The 20,631-nt window shown below is 23.3% G+C and carries 21 protein-coding genes; 7 read left to right on the top strand and 14 right to left on the bottom strand.

What is annotated here, in order from left to right:
* Nucleotides 1–2 precede the first annotated feature (2 nt).
* A complete protein-coding gene (locus tag VP90_RS06165; protein WP_262590251.1) occupies nt 3–935 on the bottom strand; it encodes a glycosyltransferase family 2 protein in 933 nt (310 codons plus the stop codon).
* Nucleotides 932–2,674 (bottom strand): hypothetical protein, encoded by a 1,743-nt coding sequence (locus VP90_RS06160; protein WP_262590250.1) that lies wholly within the window; start codon nt 2,672–2,674, stop codon nt 932–934. The genes VP90_RS06165 and VP90_RS06160 overlap by 4 nt, the downstream gene beginning before the upstream one ends.
* On the opposite strand from VP90_RS06160, the gene VP90_RS06155 reads away from it, so the two are divergent.
* Nucleotides 2,673–3,407 (top strand): class I SAM-dependent methyltransferase, encoded by a 735-nt coding sequence (locus VP90_RS06155; protein ID WP_262590249.1) that lies wholly within the window; start codon nt 2,673–2,675, stop codon nt 3,405–3,407. The genes VP90_RS06160 and VP90_RS06155 overlap by 2 nt on opposite strands.
* On the opposite strand, the gene VP90_RS06150 is transcribed toward VP90_RS06155, so the two are convergent.
* On the bottom strand, nt 3,397–4,677 hold the full coding sequence (locus VP90_RS06150; RefSeq protein ID WP_262590248.1) for an O-antigen ligase family protein: 1,281 nt from the start codon (nt 4,675–4,677) through the stop codon (nt 3,397–3,399). The genes VP90_RS06155 and VP90_RS06150 overlap by 11 nt on opposite strands.
* Here VP90_RS06150 and VP90_RS06145 point away from each other — a divergent pair, their 5' ends adjacent.
* From VP90_RS06145 to VP90_RS06135, 3 genes are read left to right on the top strand one after another with little or no spacing between them, the layout of a single operon-like run.
* Nucleotides 4,678–5,673 carry a hypothetical protein gene (locus VP90_RS06145; protein WP_262590247.1) on the top strand — a complete coding sequence of 332 codons (996 nt, stop codon included), beginning with the start codon at nt 4,678–4,680 and terminating at the stop codon, nt 5,671–5,673.
* Complete coding sequence (locus VP90_RS06140) at nt 5,666–6,514, top strand: hypothetical protein (RefSeq protein WP_262590246.1); 849 nt, start codon at nt 5,666–5,668, stop codon at nt 6,512–6,514. The genes VP90_RS06145 and VP90_RS06140 overlap by 8 nt, the downstream gene beginning before the upstream one ends.
* Entirely contained in the window at nt 6,511–7,422 is a 912-nt protein-coding gene (locus VP90_RS06135; protein ID WP_262590245.1) for a TauD/TfdA family dioxygenase, read from the top strand. The genes VP90_RS06140 and VP90_RS06135 overlap by 4 nt, the downstream gene beginning before the upstream one ends.
* A gap of 3 nt (nt 7,423–7,425) precedes the next feature.
* On the opposite strand, the gene VP90_RS06130 is transcribed toward VP90_RS06135, so the two are convergent.
* From VP90_RS06130 to VP90_RS06090, 9 genes are read right to left on the bottom strand one after another with little or no spacing between them, the layout of a single operon-like run.
* Nucleotides 7,426–7,671: an acyl carrier protein gene (locus VP90_RS06130; protein ID WP_262590244.1), complete on the bottom strand. Its 246-nt coding sequence runs from the start codon at nt 7,669–7,671 to the stop codon at nt 7,426–7,428.
* Complete coding sequence (locus VP90_RS06125; protein WP_262590243.1) at nt 7,649–8,632, bottom strand: transketolase family protein; 984 nt, start codon at nt 8,630–8,632, stop codon at nt 7,649–7,651. The genes VP90_RS06130 and VP90_RS06125 overlap by 23 nt, the downstream gene beginning before the upstream one ends.
* A complete protein-coding gene (locus tag VP90_RS06120; protein ID WP_262590242.1) occupies nt 8,625–9,431 on the bottom strand; it encodes a transketolase in 807 nt (268 codons plus the stop codon). The genes VP90_RS06125 and VP90_RS06120 overlap by 8 nt, the downstream gene beginning before the upstream one ends.
* Nucleotides 9,421–10,176 carry an SDR family NAD(P)-dependent oxidoreductase gene (locus VP90_RS06115; protein ID WP_262590241.1) on the bottom strand — a complete coding sequence of 252 codons (756 nt, stop codon included), beginning with the start codon at nt 10,174–10,176 and terminating at the stop codon, nt 9,421–9,423. Before VP90_RS06115 ends, VP90_RS06120 begins: the two co-directional genes overlap by 11 nt.
* Before the next feature lie 12 nt (nt 10,177–10,188).
* Nucleotides 10,189–11,250: a radical SAM/SPASM domain-containing protein gene (locus VP90_RS06110; protein WP_262590240.1), complete on the bottom strand. Its 1,062-nt coding sequence runs from the start codon at nt 11,248–11,250 to the stop codon at nt 10,189–10,191.
* A gap of 48 nt (nt 11,251–11,298) precedes the next feature.
* Nucleotides 11,299–11,739, bottom strand: coding sequence for a 3-hydroxyacyl-ACP dehydratase FabZ family protein (locus VP90_RS06105; RefSeq protein ID WP_262590239.1), 441 nt, complete (start codon nt 11,737–11,739; stop codon nt 11,299–11,301).
* Nucleotides 11,732–12,907: an acyl-CoA reductase gene (locus VP90_RS06100; RefSeq protein ID WP_262590238.1), complete on the bottom strand. Its 1,176-nt coding sequence runs from the start codon at nt 12,905–12,907 to the stop codon at nt 11,732–11,734. Before VP90_RS06100 ends, VP90_RS06105 begins: the two co-directional genes overlap by 8 nt.
* 7 nt (nt 12,908–12,914) lie before the next feature.
* Nucleotides 12,915–14,000 carry a hypothetical protein gene (locus tag VP90_RS06095; RefSeq protein ID WP_262590237.1) on the bottom strand — a complete coding sequence of 362 codons (1,086 nt, stop codon included), beginning with the start codon at nt 13,998–14,000 and terminating at the stop codon, nt 12,915–12,917.
* Nucleotides 13,984–15,372 (bottom strand): AMP-binding protein, encoded by a 1,389-nt coding sequence (locus tag VP90_RS06090; protein ID WP_262590235.1) that lies wholly within the window; start codon nt 15,370–15,372, stop codon nt 13,984–13,986. Before VP90_RS06090 ends, VP90_RS06095 begins: the two co-directional genes overlap by 17 nt.
* A gap of 53 nt (nt 15,373–15,425) precedes the next feature.
* Between VP90_RS06090 and VP90_RS06085 the strand changes: the two genes are divergently transcribed.
* Together VP90_RS06085 and VP90_RS06080 are read left to right on the top strand one after the other, a co-directional pair.
* The gene (locus tag VP90_RS06085) at nt 15,426–16,595 is read left to right on the top strand and encodes a glycosyltransferase family 4 protein (RefSeq protein ID WP_262590234.1); all 1,170 of its coding nucleotides are present in this window, start codon (nt 15,426–15,428) and stop codon (nt 16,593–16,595) included.
* On the top strand, nt 16,592–17,332 hold the full coding sequence (locus VP90_RS06080; RefSeq protein ID WP_262590233.1) for a glycosyltransferase: 741 nt from the start codon (nt 16,592–16,594) through the stop codon (nt 17,330–17,332). The genes VP90_RS06085 and VP90_RS06080 overlap by 4 nt, the downstream gene beginning before the upstream one ends.
* Here VP90_RS06080 and VP90_RS06075 read toward each other — a convergent pair.
* Nucleotides 17,322–19,049: a DUF1420 domain-containing protein gene (locus VP90_RS06075; protein WP_262590231.1), complete on the bottom strand. Its 1,728-nt coding sequence runs from the start codon at nt 19,047–19,049 to the stop codon at nt 17,322–17,324. The genes VP90_RS06080 and VP90_RS06075 overlap by 11 nt on opposite strands.
* 4 nt (nt 19,050–19,053) lie before the next feature.
* Between VP90_RS06075 and VP90_RS06070 the strand changes: the two genes are divergently transcribed.
* Nucleotides 19,054–20,136: a DegT/DnrJ/EryC1/StrS family aminotransferase gene (locus tag VP90_RS06070; RefSeq protein WP_262590229.1), complete on the top strand. Its 1,083-nt coding sequence runs from the start codon at nt 19,054–19,056 to the stop codon at nt 20,134–20,136.
* Here the strand turns inward: VP90_RS06070 and VP90_RS06065 are convergent.
* A complete protein-coding gene (locus VP90_RS06065) occupies nt 20,131–20,625 on the bottom strand; it encodes an acyltransferase (protein ID WP_262590228.1) in 495 nt (164 codons plus the stop codon). The two genes, VP90_RS06070 and VP90_RS06065, sit on opposite strands and share 6 nt — an antisense overlap.
* Between the last annotated feature and the right edge of the window lie 6 nt (nt 20,626–20,631).

Raw genomic sequence — 20,631 nt, 5'->3', positions numbered from 1 at the left:
AATTATTTATTTAAATTTTTTTTAATTTCTTCTAACATTTTTCTATTTGTTGATATTAAATCTGCAAATATTCCTGCTATTATTAATAATATTGCAATTGTAATTAAAATTGCTCCTAAAAATAACCTTGGAATTAACCCTAAGGAACGATCATTGAACCATTCGTAAATCCATTGAATTTCGAGAATTAACCCTGTTAATAAAAATGGTAAAGATAAAATTAAAAAAAATGTAAAAGGTTTATAGATCATAAAGACTCTTAAAATTACCAATGAAGATTTTATGATATATTCAAAATTAGATTTAAATAATCTTGAAGGTCGTTCAACTATATTTGAATCAATTGAAACTGATTTAATTTTAAAATTATTATAACTTGCTTGAAGTATTGTTTCATGCGTATAAGTGAAATTATTAAAAACATTTAATGATCTGGCTGCTTCTCTTGAAAATGCTCGAAACCCACTAGTTGCATCATCCACATTTGTTCCTGATATTAATGATATAACTTTACTACCTAACTTTTGAAAAAAAATCTTTGATTTTGAAAAACTTTTTATTTTTTTAAAATCCCTTGATCCAATAACAATGTCGGTTTCTTTATTCAAAATAGGATCAATTAAATTTTGAATGTTACCTGAATTGTACTGATTATCTGCATCAGTATTTACAATTATATCAGCCCCTAATTCTAAAGATCTGTTTATTCCATTTATGAAGGCATTGGATAAACCTCTTCTAACTGGTATATTCAAAATGTTTACTTTAAAACCTTCATATTTATTTATTTCTTTAAGAGTGTTGTCTTCGCTACCATCATTAATAATTAAAACTTCTATCTCATTTATTCCTTTGATCGAGTTAGGTAATCCATTTAATGTTTTAAGAATATCCTTCTCCTCATTAAAGCATGGAATTTGAATTATCAGTCTCATTTTTTATAATATGTTTTTTTTTTAAAATTTAATAAATCACTTTGATCCAACAAAATTACCAAGTCATAGTTATTTTTATTTTTTAAATAAAGAGAATTATTTATTTTATCTAAATTTGAAATTTCTATACTATCTACTATTGATTTTCTATAATCATTATTAAGATAATAATTTAAACGTATTGCATTATAGGCTGAATCCTCTGAAATAACTAAAGCACTATTAATTTTATTTTTAAAATTTTGAAATTCATTAATAGTTAAATATTTTGGTTCTAAATCTCGTCTAAATTTATACATAAAAACAATTGGTAAAAAAATGATGAGTAAGATAATTAAATTTGTGACTTTTCCAAAATTTAAAAATTTAATTCTTTCTAAAAAAAAGAAAAACATATAACAAAAAATAAAGAGTAAAATAATTGATGTTTGAAAATTATATCTCCAGAAACTTGTAGCATTATCTAAAATGCCTGAATTAAAATGAAATATATATGTAAATATCACAAACGATGTCCAAAACACGAAAAACATACTATAGATAGATATAAAAAAATTAATTTGTTTATCAGAATTGAAAATTCTATTTTTAAAAAAATTTAAAAAAATTACAAAAAAAGAAAAAAAGTAAAATAATTTTCTTTCATTGATTTGAAAAATAACACTGTTAAAAAAAGGTCCTATTAAATCTTTTCTTAAATAATCATAAACAATAAATTTCTCACTCATATTATTACTAAATAATAAATACTGCCAAGTAGTCCAACAAAATAATATTAGGGTTGATAAAATTAATAATGGTATAAAATATTTTTTAATATTAATTATTAAATTTTCATAAGATAAAATAATCACAAAGCTTAGCATTGAAAAAAATATTAAAATAATTCCAGTGTTTTTAAGTCCAACAACTAAACATCCTAAGAAAGATAGCTGTAAAAGAGTTTCTTTTTGTCGAGGTTTTAATTTGAACAAATATAGCAAGAAAACAAAATAAAAAATTGCAACACTTGAGTCAAAGTCAACATACGAAGTAAACACAAATTTATTCATATGCAGAGGATTAAAAAAAATTATTAGAACTAAGATAGTTTTAATAAATAAATCATTTTTAATTAAGTATTTTTTTTTTATTACAAAAAAAATTATTTCAAGAATAAAAATTAATTGTAATATTGAGAAAAGTGCTGAAATATTTTCTTGTATGTTTGAATTATAAATTGAAGAAAAGACTAGAACTATTGAGCTAGCAAATGGATAATTAGTTGCGTGACCTCTCAATAAAAACTCACTAGATAAATTTAATGCATTTGCTAAAGGCAACCAATGAGAAAATACATCCCAACCTAAGGCTTTTGAATTGAACAATATCAATATTAAAGGTAAAAGAGCTAAAAGTATTATTTTATTTTTAAATATTATAGAAATAATATAATTTAGTTTTAATAAGTATAACTCTTTATTTTTAATTAAAATGAATAGGCAGCCAATTATAATTAAATAATATATCTTGTTTACTTCAATAGAGAAAAAGACATAAAAAAAAACTGTAACAAAATATATAAAACCATATCCAGTAAAAAAGCTTACTGATAAAAAATTACTTTTAGGATTAATTTTAATTCCTATGATCAAAGAAATTGTTAAAAACTGTAATAAACCAAAAAAAGCTATTAATTCTGATATATTTGGAATAAACAATTTTATGTTTAAAAAGCTGTAAATTATAAAATCGATCATGAAAAAAAGCCAAAAAATAGATAATTGGGATAAATTTTTTCAAAAATATAACAAAAATAATATTGCACTATTTTTTTCCAATAAAGCTCGTTCAAATATAATTAAGTTATTAATAAAACTAATGTTTTATAAAAACAATAACAAAAAAGATAAGATATTAGACTTTGGAGTTTCAAGTAGTGAAAACTCTGACTCAAACCCTTTTGTTAAATATTTTATAAAAAAAAAATATAAATCTCTTCATGGGTGTGGTTTAGATGACGAATTAGAGGTGAAGAGCAAACTAAAAGGTTTAAAATATAAAAGAATTAAACCAAATACAAAATTGCCTTATAAAGACAACTACTTTTCAATCTCGATATCGCATGCAGTATTTGAGCATCTTGGTAATTTTGAAAAAAAAAAATTTTATTTATCTGAACTTTTAAGAATTAGTAAAAAAGTTTTTATAACTGTACCTAATAGATACTTTCCTATTGAACATCACAGCAATATTCCTTTGCTTGGCTACTTACCATCTAAATTGATATATAAAATTTTAGTATTTTTAAACTATAATATTTTTAAAAGTGAAAAAACACTGACATTTAATTCGGTCAATGATTTTAATTTAATTATTAAAAAGTTAAGAATCACTAATAATTTTAATTATTCAATAAACTATACAGGTTTATTAATGGGAAAGTTTTCTTCTCATTTTTATGTTTATATTGAAAAAAAAATTAAAAATTAATTTTTTTGTTTTTTAAAAACATAAAGGATAAAATTATCCAAAAAATAATAGAGTTGTAATTATTAAAAAAACTTCCACTTGTTGCAAAAGGGAAAATAAAAAAAATAAAAGAAAAAAAATAAGGAATATTATAGGTTGAATTATTTGTAAAATTCCAATTAAAATTTTTTAAAATAGTAAATAAAAAAATTAAATAGCCAAATAATCCTATTGCTCCTGTTTCTGATAAAATTTCTATTAAGAAATTATGTGGGTGTGATGTACATCTGTTGTCAATTGCTCTACCTTTACTAACTCCATATTTTTCGATTGTTTCTGGTTTTATATTACTACATTCAATTCTATATGTTTTTATTCCACTACCAAAAAATTTATATTTTTTAAAAATTTCGTAACCTGTTAAAAAATGCACTCCATGAATAGTATCAAAAATTACTTTATTTGATTTATTACTAACTCCAATTACAGAAAGAAATTGCTGATTATACCTATAAACAAGTTTATCTATCTTGCTAGTTTTAGAATCAAAGTTAACATCTTTTAAAAAAATCATGGTACTTACAATTACAAATAATGATAAATAAATACTCAGAGAAACAAAACTTTTATTGACAAAAAAAAACATAACAATAAATAAAATAAATAAAATTAGAGCCATTTTTTCACCAGATAGCAAAATTGCTATTAAAGAAAAAATAATTAAAAGGTTTGAAATTTTTATTTGATTTTTTTTGAAATAATAAAAAAGAAAAGCTACAGAAATTATTCCAAAGTTTTTTAAATAACTTCCTGATACCCATTCGTCTCCAAATGGTCCTTGATATCTTAGTCCATTCATTCCTGGTTCGTATCCAAAAATATCTTTTCCAAATATAAATTGTACAAAGATATCTGATACAACAAATACAACAGCCAATACTACTGATAAATTAAAAATTCTATAATCGTTGTCATTAAAAAATGTATTTACAAAATAAAAAAATAAAAAAAATCTAAAATAGAAAAGAGATTTTAAAATTGAGGTTTCAAATTCCTTTGAAAACAAAGAAGATATGATTATTGAAATAAAAAATATAAAAAAACCAAAGTTAAATTTATTGTTATAAAAATTAATTTTCTTTTTTTTTAAAACTACTGAAATATAATATAAACAACACAAAAAAATTGTTATTTCTGCTAGAAAAGGTCCTGAAATTAAAAAAAAAGGTATTAAAAATACAGAATATTTTATGTACTTTAATAAATCAAAATTTGAATTGATTTTATACATATGAATGTAGTTAATTATTTAATTTTTGTTCTGATTATATTTTTTTTTATATTTATTAATCAAATTACTAAATATATTAATTACTATGATTATCCTGACAATGCTAGAAAAATTCATAAATCACCAACGTCAAAGCTAGCAGGGTTTATTATCTTTTTCATCTGCTTGAACTTTTTTTTATTTGAAAATTTTAATGATAAGTGGTCTAATAAATTTACTTATCTAAGTATATTTACATTAATCTATGTTTTTTCTTTAAATGTTCTAGATGATTATAAAAATATATCACCTAACTTTCGCCTCATAAGTACCGCTGTTGTTTTATTTTTCTTGTTTACGATAAATAACGATTTTTCTATAGATAAACTTTATTTTAGTTTTGTTAATAAATCCGTAGATTTAAACCAGGGTAGTATATTTTTTAGTATACTGTGTGTTCTTTTATTATCTAATGCTATAAATTTAATTGATGGATATAATGGTATATCAATATCACATCTTATAATTTGGTATTTATTAATAATAAACCAAAATATTTTTGAAAATTCTTTTTACTTAATAGTTCTGGTAGTTTTATTTATTTTATTATTAGTCAACTTAAAAAATATATCTTTTATTGGAAATAGTGGGTCTGCTTGCATTGGTTTGTTTGTTTCAATACTAATCATAAATAGTTACCATGAAGGAACTATAAAATCTGTTGAAAACATTTTTTTAATTTTTTTAATTCCAGGAATTGATATGTTAAGACTTTTTGTAATTAGAATTGCATCTAAAAAAAATCCTTTTGATGCTGATAAGGAACATCTGCATCATTATATAATGAGAAACTTTAGACCTAATCATGTATTAATAGTATATATTTGTTTAAGTTTTTTTCCGGTTGTCTTAGGATATTTTATTGAGCTTAAATATCATTTATATTTAATATTTTTATGTATAATAATGTACTTTATTATTTTGAATTCTCTAAAAAATAAAAAAAACAATGTTTGATATTATCAAATTAAAGAAAAACTTAAATTTAAACAAATTTTTTAAAAAAAAAAATATATTAATATCAAGCATTGGAACAGTTAAAAAAAATACAGATAATAGTTTAGTTTTTGTGTCAAAAAAAAAATTTTCTTTAGATATAATTAAAAATCAAAAAGCTATTATTTTAACTAACATTGAAGATAAAAAAAAATCTAAAAATATAATCTTCTCTAAAAATCCAAGACTAATGTTTTGTAAAATTTTAAATTATATTTACAAAAATGATTTAATTGAAACTGCACCTATAATTGGAAAAATTTCAAATTCAGCTAAAATTGCAACTTCAGCAATTATAGGCAAAAATGTTATAATTGGTGCAAAAACAACTATTGAAAATAATGTAATTATTGAAAACAACACAATTATCGGAAAAAACTGTAGAATTAAGGAAGGATCGAAAATAGGTGTTGATGGATTTGCCTTTGAAAGAGATAAAAATAAAACTTATAATTTTCCATTCTTTGGAAACACTATTATTCAAGATAATGTTGAAGTTGGTGTGAACACTTCAATATCAAGAGCGAATTTTGGATCTACTATAATTGAAAAAAATACAAAGATAGATGCTTTTGTTCAAATAGCTCATAATGTTAGTATTGGAAAAAATTGTACTATAACAGCTTGTTGCCAAATAGGTGGTAGTTCTAAGATTGGTCATAATGTATGGCTATCTCCAGGTTCAAACATTATTAACAATGTAAATTTAGGTGATAATTGTTTTGTTGGCATAGGGTCAGTTGTTATAAAAAATGTAAATAAAAATACAAAAGTATTTGGTAATCCTGCCAGGAAAATATGAAACAATATTCTATTTCTAATAAATTTTTTAATGATGGCTTAATTATTGAGAAAAATAAAAATTCTGATGGTATCAAAAAGTTGTCTAAAAAGATAATTGCTGAAACTTTCTATAAATATGGATTTATATATTTTAAAAATTTCAAAATTAATAATACTGATTTTTTTAAATTTACTGATGCTTACACATTAAAATATGCAAATGACGCTGGACGAAGAAAAGTAAAGTTTAATAATAGCAAGATTATGAGTGTAGATTTAGGAAATGAAGAAATTCCACTTCACTCCGAAGCTAGTTTTTCACCTTCATGGCCAGAGATAATTTGGTTTTATTGCTCTATCCCTTCAATTAAAAGTGGTTTTACAACTGTAGTTGATGGAATTAAAGTTTATGACAATTTAAAACTATCTACAAAAAAATTTTTTTTAGCTAATCAAATAAAATATAAATTACTGATTCCATACAAAAAGACTGAAAACCAAAAAAAAGTAAAAATTAATATAAAAAAAAAAATTAAATTAAAACCGTGGCTTTTACCTTTTGTAGGTACCTCTGAAACCAAAATTAGTTTGAAAGACTCTTTCATAAAAACAAATTTTAGTAGATATGCTATTAATTCAAGTAGTAAATCTCAGAACCTAACATTTTGTAACCACTTACTTCCAGCTATTTATGGAGATGAACCTCAAATATTAGATTTCAAAATGAGTAATGGTAAATTAATTCCCAAAACAATTGTGGATGAAATTAAAAACCTTACAACTGAACTCACTTACAAAATTAAATGGAGAAAGGGTGATTTTTGTATGATTGACAATCGTAGATTTATGCATGGAAGAACAAAAATTTTTACACAGGAAAAAAGAGAAATGTGCGTTGTGCAAACTTTAATTTCGAAATTTTACTAAAAATTAATCTTCTATTTTCACTTTGTATTTAAGCAAAATTTCTTTTCCCTTACTATATGAGGAAAAATCTACAATATCGTCAGTTTCAAAACTTATTTTAAAACTTTCCTCAAGAGCAGCTATGAGTGTCATATGACCGATCGAATCCCACTCGTCAATTTCATTGTACTTTAGATCGTTTAATTTTTTTTCATCATTTAAAGAGAAAGTGTCAGTAAAAGATTGATTATATTTTTTTAAATTGCTCATAAGTGTTAATTATTTTTTCGAATATTTTATCGGAGCTTATACTGTACTTATTTTTTAAATAAAAGTAATTTCCACCTTTTTCATAATAGTCATTTATTCCTATGAATACCTGAGGTGGAGTATTTTTGAGTCTCGCAAGAAGTTCGGCTACTGCTGAGCCTAATCCTCCAATAATATTGTGCTCTTCAACAGTAACAACTAATTCATATTTTTTAGCAATTTCTATTATTTTTTTTTCATCGATTGGCTTTATTGTGTGCATATTTATGACAGATGTAGAGATTCCATCTTCGTTTAATTTCTTTGCTGCATCTAGACATTCTGATATTATTTGGCCATTAGAAATAATGCATACTTTGTTACCTTTTAGTAATTCAATAGATTTCCCGATTTCAAATTTATAATCATTATCATTTATTATTTTGTTATTAGAGCCACCTGTTAGACGGATATAAGTTGAATTCTTGCTTAAAAGAGACTCTTCAAGAGACTTGATTAATTCTCCACTATCAGATGGACAAATTATATTTATATTTGGTATTGATCTCAAAACCCCAACATCTTCAATCGAGGCATGAGTAAAACCTAATGGTCCAAGCACTAATCCACTTGCAAGACCAACCATAATTATTTTATTTTTCATATATCCTAAATTAACTTTAATTTGTTCTAAACACCTTAAAGTTTGAAAAGGTGAAAAAGTTGTTGTTATTACTTTGAAATCTAAATCTGACAATCCTGTTGCCACTCCAATTAAATTTTGCTCAGCTATACCAACATCTACATAATTGTTAGGAAATTTTTTTCTAAATCTATCTAGTCCTGCTGAAGTAGAAACATCAGCAGTACATATCATCAAGTTTTCATAAGACTTTAACAATTCAATACACGCGAGCCCAAAAGTTGCTCTAGTACCGATCTGAGAATAAAGTTTTATTTTGTTAGCATCAAGTTTAGTCATCAAGTTCTTCCAGAGCTAATTCATAATTTTTTTTTGTCAAAACAGAATGGTGCCAGTTATTATTATTTTCAAAAAATGAAATCCCTTTTCCTTTAACTGTTTCACATATAGCGATATTTGGTTTTTTATTTTCAACTTTGTCAGTTAAAAATTTATTAATTTGATTAACATCATGTCCATTTATATTGTTAGAATTCCATCCAAAAGTTTTCAGTTTTTCAGATAAATTATTATTTACTAAAATCTCTTCGTTAGATCCTGTTTGTTGGTATTTATTATTATCTACAAAAACGTATAAATTGTCTAAATTAAATTTGTTTGCACACATGAAACTTTCCCATACCGCTCCTTCATTGCATTCCCCATCACCTAATACAACATACACCTTGTTTTCTTTTTTTTGTCTCTTGTATCCAAGTGCTAAACCAACTCCAATAGATAATCCCATTCCAAGACTACCATTAGAAAACTCAATACCTTTATCTTTATTTTTTACTGGGTGACCAAGTAAGATAGATCCATTCTTTTCAAATGTTAATAATTCTTCATCAGAAATAAAACCTAGGTGATTAAGTATAGCGTAATATGTTAAGCATCCATGACCTTTGCTTAAAATAAATCTATCTTTGCCTATATTGAAGACCAACTGATATAAAGTCGAAACTATATCTACAGTGGATAAGGCACCTCCAATATGTGCACTTGACTCACCAGCAGAATAGGCCATTAACAAAATTTTCTTTCTAATTTTGTTAGATAAAAGCTCTACTTTTTCTTTTGATTGAGTATCAATCTGCATAAATACCGCCATCGATACTTATTATTTGTCCATTAATGTAATTTGAATCCTCGGAAGCTAAAAATAATATTAATTTAGATATATCTTCAAATGTACCCAATCTTTGAGATGCAATCCTTCTAATTACTTTATTAATATTTTCCTCTGTTGTGTTTTTTTTGAGCATCTCGCTGTCAATTAAACCTGGCGCTATACAATTTACTCTCACATTAAATCTAGAAAGTTCTTTAGATAAAGATTTCGTGATAGACTCAATCGCAGACTTTGATGAAGAATAAATACTTCTTCCAAAATTATTTTCTTTAGCAGATATAGATGAAATATTTAAGATATTTCCTTTTTTATATTTTATCATTTTTTTTACAACTATTTGGGTTACTAATATTGTAGAAATTACATTAACTTTAAATATATCTTCAACTTCTTTTATACTTGTCATAAGCATTAAAGAATTTTTTAATATACCGGCATTATTTATTAAAAGATCAACGTTATCTTTATAATTATTTAAAAATTGTGTAAGAGAACTTTCAGTATCACTATGGTTTAATAAATCAAAATTTAAATTATAAATTTTATTGTTATTTTTTTTTGAAACTTCGTCTATTATTTTCAAAAAAGATGGGCTTTTAGATCTTGTACAAGCGATAATATCGTAGCCATTTTCAGAAAGTATTTGCAATAATTTTAAACCTAAACCTCTATTAGATCCTGTAATCAAAGCTGTTTTGTTATTTTTTCTCAATCTAAAAATTCACTATTTCACAAAATCTTCACTTGGAAAAATTTCTTTAGCTTCAGCTGGTTTGAAAATAGTTTGACCTTGTTTCGTCATAAAATTTTTAATAAAATTTTTATCTTCACCGGCTAGACATAAATCACTGTGATTACGAAAATGTTTTATACTGAAACCAAAATCAACTATTTCTTTTAATGATTGTTTAAATATGTTACCAATTTTAATATGCACATATGGACATACCAAAACATCACCAATTGGCGTGACATAAAGTCGATTAACTGTCGTGCAGCCAAGAATTTTTTCATGATTTTTATCAAATGGATTCCAAATATTTCTAACTAAATTTTTATACTCTTTTCTAATTTTTTTTAAATACTCTCTATCTTTATCATCACATATTATATCTTCAGCTTGTTGCCACATTCCAGCTGGCACTGCAACATTTAACAAAGTTCTGTATTTTTGTTTTTTTGAATAATCTAATAACTGCTTTAAATGATCAGTATGAGCATTGTAGTGACCAACAGTAATATTTAAATATGGATCTATACCTGCCTCTTGGACATGTTTTAAACCTTCCATAGCTCTTCTCCATGAATCTTTTCTTCCTCTTATTTCGTCATGAATTTTTTCATCCATGCTATCTATACTAACTGAAACTCTACTAACATTTGCCTCTGCAAGTCTTTCAGCCATTTTTTTATCCAAGTAATATCCATTTGTTGTTAAGTATAAATAGAAGCGTTCAGGTTTAATTGCTTCTAAAACTTTAAACAACTTTTTAGGCTGTAGTAATAATTCACCACCTTGTAAATCAAATTCAAAATAACCTAACTCGTCAGCTTCATCAGCTAATTTAGCAATTGCATCATAATCTAAATACTCTTTCACATGATCTCCTTTTGGAGAATTAGTAAAACAATATTTACACCTTAAGTTACAAGCATTATTAAAATTGAGATCAATTCCTCTAGTTTTTGTACCTACTTTTCCATCATTTTTTTGAACGTAGTCATAAAAATCTTTTAATTTTTTAACCAATCTTGGTTTTTTTAATAATGCTGAATGAATAGGCATTAGTGCTATTTACATGTTAATTTATTAAGTTCAATGTTAATTTTTATACTAAATTATGTCTTCTTGCAAAACCATTAAAAAATCACCTGCACAGCAAATCTCATCATTAACAAACCCTTTAGCTGAAAATTTTGCTAAAGATCTTTTAAATGATAGAAGCTCTGTTTTAACCACCAAAGTTTGATTTGGCACAATTTTTTTTTTAAATTTTAAGTTATTTGAATTTACTACCAGAAGCGTCTTATTATTGTAATTAGGTTTACTCAATATCAAAATTGATGAAATTTGTGTCATTGCCTCTGTTTGAAAAACAGCTGGTACGTTAGGGTCTCCAGGCCAATGGTGTTGGAAAATCCAAAAATCTTCACTAAAAAATTTTTTTCCTTTTGCTTTATTTTCCTCTATTATTTCAACTTCATCCATCATCAAAAATTCGTTGGTATTTTTTTGAATATTCAACAAATCAATTTTTTTATAAATTTTACTCATTATTAATAATCCTGCTTAAACTTCTTACAATATCATATCCATCCCACAATAATGTTATTGAATTCGATTTTCCGATCTCAACAACTCTATCAATACCAGCTAATTTCTTAGAAATAATTTTATTAATTATAAAATCTTTATTTAAACCATGAAGAGATAAAGTTTGATATTTTTTACTAACTATTTTTAAAAATGACATATCGTCAGTTTTGTATTCAAAAAACTGTCCAAATTTACCTCTTAAATTGTCAATATTTGTTTGTAATTTTTTGATTTCTAGTCTTGAAATATGATTTCCATTTAACTTTAAAGAGGTAAAATTTTCTAATTTTATCAAATTGTTTATCTTGGATTCGTACTTTTTAAAAGCATTCCCAATATCTATTTTGTAATTTTTACTACAATGATTTTGTAAAATTTTCCAAAATTTTTCTATTTTGTTTTTTTTTGTTTTGTACCAAACTATTAAATGTGGACTTGAACATGCATTTTGATCCATTAAAAAAGCATCATTATAAAATTTTTCTGCAAGAGTTTCCAAATCTGTATCTTTGTCAATTTTTATCAATGAAAACGAATATCTGTCAGAAAAAAAAAGATCTATGTTTTTTATTGGAGTTTTATAACTTTTAAAATATTCGACTGTTTGATCTCCACCCCAAATTAATCGACAATCTGAATTTAAAGACAAATATTTGTTTATATTTTCATTGTTAGGATAATTTATAAAATAATTACTTTTTTTTAAGTTCAAATATTTTTTTTTTGAAAGAATTTTATTAATTAATTTTACTATTTTAGAATTAAATTCTTTATTATTTGAAGGTACTTTTATAATATTTGAATTTCCTGATAATAATCCAAATACCCAAGAATAAAGAAATCCAGTAATTACGTTGGCTGGAGGAACATGGAAAGCCAAACCTCTTCCAATTCTTACTTCATTTTTTAAAAAGTTTAAATTTTTCTCAATTTTTTCTAAGTTTGCTTTTCTTATCCAAAAAGCAAATGCAATAATTTCTGGATATTTGAGATTTTCTTTATTTTTTATTAAAGAACTAGATAATTCATTAAGAAATTTAATTATATTTTTATCGAATGGTTTATATATTTTTAAATTTTTCAGATTAAGATTATCCAGATTTTCAATTTTGTTTATTTTAATCATTATAATATCAAATGTTACTGCATCCCCGAATTTCTGAATTTTTTACTCTGCCAAGAATTTGGAATTGTTTTAAATTTTTTGGATTACAATGTCTGCATTTTTTAAATACAAATTGACCAACATCCTCCGTTAAAATATTATGACCAGGATAACTTGTTGGTAAAAGTGAAATTAATTGAACCAAACCAGGTTTATTAAAATTAATTTTTAAATTTTCATCTCTGATAAGTATGTCAGAAAAGATTGATGGAAAAAAAGAATTACATTCACTGCATTCTAAAAAAATTGAACCTGTTTGTTCAATCATTCCATAATAATTAATTATATTTTTTATTTTAAATTTTTTATAAATTTTATTTTTGAAAGTTTGATTATCTATTTTCAAATGTTCAAGTTTTTTCCAACCTCCCCCATGAATTATAGTTACATTAGATAAATTAATTTTATGAATTATTTTCGATTCACATAAATAAAATTTTTGCCAAATATCACCAGTAAAACCAAAAATATATTTCTTTTTAGATGGATGATTAATAAAATTTTTTAAAGTCTTATCATCTAAAGCACCCTGATCATTTAATCCAAAAAAAAATTCACTACCAAGAACAGAGAAGCCTTTTATTGCAGCTAATTTTGCATTTAATTCCTCTGATTTTTCTTTTGATTTCTTAGACAAGACTAGCATTGGACATTTTGTAGATCCGAAATAATCAGTTAAAATTTTATTCAATACTCTTATTTGATTTATTGAGTTTTTTTTATCTAAAAAAATTTTGGAAACTTTTTTTCCAGTTGTACCAGATGAAGTAGCTATAGTATCAATATCTGATAATTTTGAAGTATGAATATCAAAATTTTTGAAAACTGTTACAGGAAGAAATGGTAATTCATCAATTTTATATTTTTTACTTAATTTAAAATTCAACCTTCTTACTATTTCTTTATATAACTTATTGTTTTTATAATGATATTCTGTCAAAGCATTAATGCTATTTTTAAATTCTGTTAATTTTTGCTTTCTATTTAAATCGAAAGGTCTGAGCTTTAAATATTTATCTAATATGTTTTTGTACTCTTTATTTTGAATTTTCATCTAATTTTTTGTAATTTATTTTATTAGAGCTAGTTAAACTAAGGTTTGTAAATTTTTTAAATTTAACTAAAGTTTTGTTTATTTTATACTCCTTTACTATACTTGAAAATATTTGATTTTTAATTTTATCTTGATTTGAAATAATTATTAACTCATTATCATTTCCTGTACAAAAAATTAAATTATAATTTAACAATTTCCTAAGATTTATTTCAAGTTCGTCAAGATTAATTCTATGTCCTAATAATTTTAAAAATCTTTTTTTTCTTCCAACGATAAAATAAAAACCATCGTTATCTTTATAACCAATATCACCAGTATTTAATTTTTCTTTATTTAAATTACCTCTACTTAAATCTTTATATGATTTTGCATATCCTAATGAAACATTTTTTCCTTTAAAAATAATTTCACCAATTTTATTTTTATCTGGATTATTAATTTCCATCTTTGTACCAGGTATAGGAATTCCAATACTTCCAATTTTTTTTTGACAAAATTTCCATGGCAAATAGGACATTCTAGATGTTGCTTCAGTTGCTCCATACATAATAATTAATTTAATTTTTTTTCTTTTTAAAATTTTATAAAAATACTTTTGATTTTCATTACTTAATTTTCCACCAGCTTGAGTAATGTATTTTAAAGATGGAAAACTGTAATTTTCAAAATGAATTTTTTTTAATAATTCATAAGTATATGGCACTCCCCCAAAAGTAGTAGCTTTCGTTTTTTTTAATAATTCCCAAAACTCTCTCTGAATAATACTATAATTGTTTAACACTATCGAAGAACCCTTAAGCAGATGTGTATTTAATAAAGAAAATCCATAAGTATAGTCTGGTGGTAAAGTTGTAATCAATTTATCATCTCTGTTTATTTTTAAAAACTTAACTATTGATTTAGTATTATATTCAAGATTTTTATAAGAAATTCTCACATATTTTGAACTACCGGTAGAACCTGAAGTTGTTAGTAAAAAAAATAATTCATTATTAATGTTTAAATTAGTTTTTTTTTTATTTTCATAACAGTAATAATTTTTAAAATTTAAAGTTTGATTATAATTTTTAAATTCGATATTTTTTTTAGTAACAATGGTATTTGGATTATATGATTTAATAAGTTCATGTAAATTTTCAGTCTTTATATTGGCATTAATTAGTGCGATAGTGTTTTGAGATTTAAGAAGTGATATATAGAATAAAATAGACTCATAGCTATTTTCTATCAATAAAAAAACTAATTTTTTAAATTTATAACTGTTATTAATTTCATTTATATTTATAAGGTCTTCTCTTATAGTTCTCTTAGAAATTAAATTTCCAAATTTATCAATGAGATTGATTTTTGAAATGTCATTAACTATCATTTTACAAATAATATATATATTTAAATTATAAAAAAACATTTATTAAAATATTAATGAAAAAAAGACGAGTTTTAATTATTCATCACAGAAGCCAATATGGCGGTGCGCCAAGGAGTTTAATAGAAAATTTAAATTATTTTAAAAAAGATAGAAATTTAAAAATTGATATAATTTGCCCAAAAGGAGAGGTATTTTATAAAATAGAGAAACTTGGATTTAATATAATACCAACACAAGGTGTCCCAATCTTTGATAATTCTAATTTTGGTTATTATAAAAAATTAAGATGGTTGATACTTATACGTGAAATTTATTTTCTAATTTGTTTTTTATTTACTTTTAGAAACATAAAAGGGAATTACGATATAATTCATTTAAATGAAATCTTATGCTTTCCAATTATTCCATATCTGAAAAAAAAATTTTCTTGTAAAATTATCACACATCAAAGAACTAAATTATCAACTAAAAATAGTTTAAGAATTAAATGGATGAATAGTATTTTAAAAAAAAATGTTTTTAAAATTATTTGTATAGATAAGGATTGCCAACTAAGTTTGCATTCAAGCCTTAAAAATAAAAGTGTAATAATTTTAAATTGCATTAGTAAAATAAATGAAAAAAAGAATAGAAGTAAAAATAGATTTAAAAAAGATATAATTACTTTTGGTTTTGTAGGTCAATTAAACGAGTCAAAAGGAATAAAAAAACTAATTAAAGCTTTTAAATTATTAAGTGAAAATAAAAATATTGAATTAAAAATTTATTCTCCATTTCCAGTATTTAACTTAAAGAATTTAATTCTTAATTACTTAAATATTAGAAAAGATTTTTATTTATTTTATAAAAGAGAAAATTTAGTTAAATATAAAAATATCAAATTCATGGGATATATTAAAAGTTTAGAAAAGGTTTATAAAAACATAGATGTTCTAGTATTTCCTAACGAAGATTACGCAATAGGAAGACCTGTATTTGAAGCAGGTTATTATGGAATTCCATCACTTGTAGCTCACAAACACAAAAAATCAGAATATCTAATAAATGGAAAAACAGGTTATATTATAAATCCAAATACACCTGAAAATTTATTAAAAAATATAAAAAAAATTAACAATAAAAAAACAATAAATAAATTTGGAGCACAAGCTTTAAAGCTAAGTAAGCAAAATTTTTCAGTATCGAAAAATTCAAAAAAAATTGTCAATCTATATTTTTCATGAAAAAAATTTCAATAATAACTGTTGTTAAGAATGGAATGCCTGACCTCAAAAATGCTATCAAAAGCTTTGATGATCAAAATTATGACAATAAAGAACATGTTATTATTTATTCTAAATCTAATGATAACACAGAAGAATATTTAAAAAGTCTCAATTCTTCCTCTAGGATAATTTTAGAGGATAATAATACTGGAAATAAATTTGATGCAATTAATATTGGAATGAATAATGCCAATGGAGATTTGATAGGGATACTACACGCTGATGATGAATTTTATGATGAAAATATACTCAAAGACGTTGAGCAAAAATTTAGGGAAAATATAAATTTCTTATATGGCAACATTTTAATCGTTTCTAAAAATAATAAAATAATAAGAAAATGGATATCTAAAAAATTTAATATAAAAAAAATTGAGTTCGGGTGGATGCCTCCACATACCTCAACTTTTATTGAAAAAAAGTTTTCTTCTGAAATAGGTATTTATTCTAACTTATACAAAATTTCTTCAGATTATGATTATATGTTGAGATGTTTAAAAAATAATAGACTAAAAATAGGATATTTAAATCAATATATAACTAAAATGAAGTTTGGAGGAGACAGCACAAGATTGACTAGTTTATTAAAAAAAATGATTGAAGATTTTAAAATACAAAAGAAAAATAATTTAAAATTTCCTATAATCTCATTAATATTCAAAAATTTAAGAAAAGTTACGCAATTTACAAATTGATACTGCAATCTTTGTTTGTAATATCTAGATCAAAAATTTCTCTTTGAATAAATTTATCTTTTGCTAAAAAATTTCTTCTTGCAATTTTAAATGATTTAGTAATTAAATTTTTCTTACAATTATTAAATTTATTATAAACATTGTTATTGTCTACAAGCAAAGAAATTTTATTTATCCTATTTTTTTTTAAAAAATTTAATAATTTCGAATTAAGTTCTTTTTCAGGTGTATAAAAAGCAAACTCAATTGAAAAATGATTATTTTCCAAAAAATACTTTGATCTGATATCAGATAAATAATTTTCGTTTTTTACAACTTCTCTGATCCATTTGGCCTCTTTATACTGATATGCTTTATCTAATAAATATACTTTATTTTTTTCTTCATTAATTAAGCTTGGAAAGTTTTGTAAAGATATAAAAATTAAAAATATATAAATAAATATTGTTTGACAAATTAAGGCAAAAGACAAAATTTTTTTTAATTTGAAGTCACAAAAAATAAAACTAAAAATTATAAGAAAGTAACTTAAATAAATATATCTAGTACTGTATTGTCCTATAAAAAAATAAATTAGAATAATTATTAATGATAAGAATAATAATTCAGATATGTTTTTTTTATTAAATTTTAAAAAGAATAGAAAAAAAATACTTACACCAAAAGAAGTGGTGATTGCTCCAAAGTTTAGTGGAATAAAAATATTTGCAACTTGATTAAATCCTGAATATCCGAATTCACTAAAATTTCTCAACATATTTGAAAAATTTATTACAGTGTCATTGGGTGATTTAGATAAAAAACTTTCAAAAAATGGAGACATCGGATTTCCATAAAAATAATAATTTTTTATTAAAATTGGACTCCAAAATAAAAAGATAAAAAAGGAAAATATTTTAATTAATTTAATTTTATTAAAATTTTTAAGAAAAAAAATATATATGAATATTAAGAAAACTATTGGGATAAATGAAAATTTAAGCGATGAAACATATGCCATCAAAATTGGTATAAAACTTTTATTAGCTTTAAGATTTAGTAGTAAAATACATGTAATTAAAATTATAAAACCAAAAAACTGAGGTTTTTGGTTTGAAATAAAGTAAACTAAAATTGGAGATCCCAAAAAACTGTATAAGAAAAAATTAAAATTAGTTTCAATTTTATAATTTTCGTAAATAATTTTAGTAATTATAAATACTAAAAAAACTTTTAAAAAAGAAAGCCATTTTCCTCCAAAAAGTAAAATAGAAAAAATATTTAATGTTTCTCCGTAAGAAGCTAATCTAAAATGTAGCCAATTTTCTAATGATTGGTTTTTTTGATTTTCTATCCAAAACTTTGCAACACCCAGATGATAATCAAGTGAGTCAGGATCACTGGCAGGCAACAAACTAATTATAAAAAAGGGAATAAATAATAGAAAAATTTTGTTTTTAACGATGCTATTTAAACTAAGTTTCTTTATATCTGATATAAAGAAAAAAGTATATGTAAGAGAAATTAAGGAAATAATATAAATTAAGTAATTGGTATAAAGATTAAGAGTTATTAGTAAAAAAATAATATAAGTAACACAAATAATGATTAGTAAAAAAATTAATATTACATTTTCATTTTTTTCATTTTGAAAATGATATAATGATAACTTTCTTGAAATAAAATATAAATTTAAAGTAAAATAAATTATAAAAATATTTTCAATTAATAAAATCATAATAATGAAATTTATAGATATTAATACAGAATATAAAAAATTCCAAAGAGATATAGACCAATCAATTAGTCGAGTGCTAAAAAAATCAAATTTTATTTTAGGATCAGAGGTTAAACAATTAGAGAATAAATTAAAAAACTTTACAGGTTCTAAATATTGTATAACAACATCAAGCGGAACAGATGGTTTATTACTTGCGTTAAAATCTTTAAATCTAAAACAAAACGATGAAATTATTATCCCAGATTTTGCATATGTATCCCCAGCAGAGGTTGCAGCTGTATTGAATTTAAAAATAAAATTTGTTGACGTAGATTATGAAACTTTCTTAATTGATCCGAAAAAATTAAAAAAAAAAATCACAAACAAAACAAAAGTTATTGTTGTGGTATCTTTATTTGGACAGTGTCCAAATTTTACAGAAATTATAAAAATAATTAAAAATAAAAATATAATTTTAATCGAAGATGCAGCTCAAAGTTTTGGTGCTAAGTATAAAAATAAAAATTCATGTAATATTGCGGATATCTCTGTAACAAGTTTTTTTCCTACTAAAACTCTAGGATGTTTTGGGGATGGTGGTGCAGTTTTTACAAATAATAAAAATATTTTTAAAAAGATAACTTATTTAAGAAATCATGGTCAGACGAATAAAAAATATATTCATAATTACGTTGGTTTCAACGCAAGACTAGATACAATACAAGCTGCTGTTTTACTCATCAAATTAAATAAAATAAAAAAATTACTTAAATTGAGAACTTCAAAAGCAAATAATTATTATTCTAAACTTAAAAATAATAAAAAAATTATTTTACCAAAAATCAAAGAAAACAATTTTTCTAGTTTTGCTCAATTTACAATTAAAACAAAATTTAGAAATCGATTAATAGAAATTTTCAAAAAAAATAAAATTCCATTTTCTATTTATTATCCTAAAATACTATCTGAACAAAAAGCATATAAACAAAAAAGTAAAAACAAAATTAGTAAGATTTTATCAAGAGAAGCTATAAGTATCCCCTTTAGTCCATGGATTGCAATTAAGGATCAAAATAAAGTTATTGATGCAATAAATAAGTTATAATTTTTTTTTTCCTTTTTTATCAACTAAGCCTTTTACTCTAGCTGGATTTCCATAAACAAGGTTATATTTTTTTACATTTTTAGTCACAACTGACCCTGCCCCAATAAAACAAAAATCATCTAATTTAATCCCACAAACAATTGTAGAATTTGCACCTATTGAAACACCTTTTTTAACAACAGTTTTAATATATTTTTTTTTTTGATTAATATGGGATCTTGGATTTTTAACATTTGTAAATGTAGTGCTAGGTCCAATAAATACCCCATCTTCAAGTATCACCCCATCAAATATAGACACATGATTTTGAATTTTACAATTATTTCCTATTTTAACATTATTTCCAATAAAACATCCTTGACCTATTGTAGAGTTTTTTCCAATCTTTGAATTTTTCGATACATGAGACCAGTGCCATATTTTTGTACCTTTGCCTATTTTAACCCCTTCATCTATGATTGAGGTGTTGTGAACAAAAAATTCTTTCATTTAAAT

The organism is Candidatus Pelagibacter ubique HIMB140 (assembly GCF_025558165.1).
GTDB lineage: Bacteria > Pseudomonadota > Alphaproteobacteria > Pelagibacterales > Pelagibacteraceae > Pelagibacter > Pelagibacter ubique_T.
The sequence above is the reverse complement of the archived record's forward strand: the minus strand, read 5'-3'. Positions and strand labels throughout refer to the sequence as shown.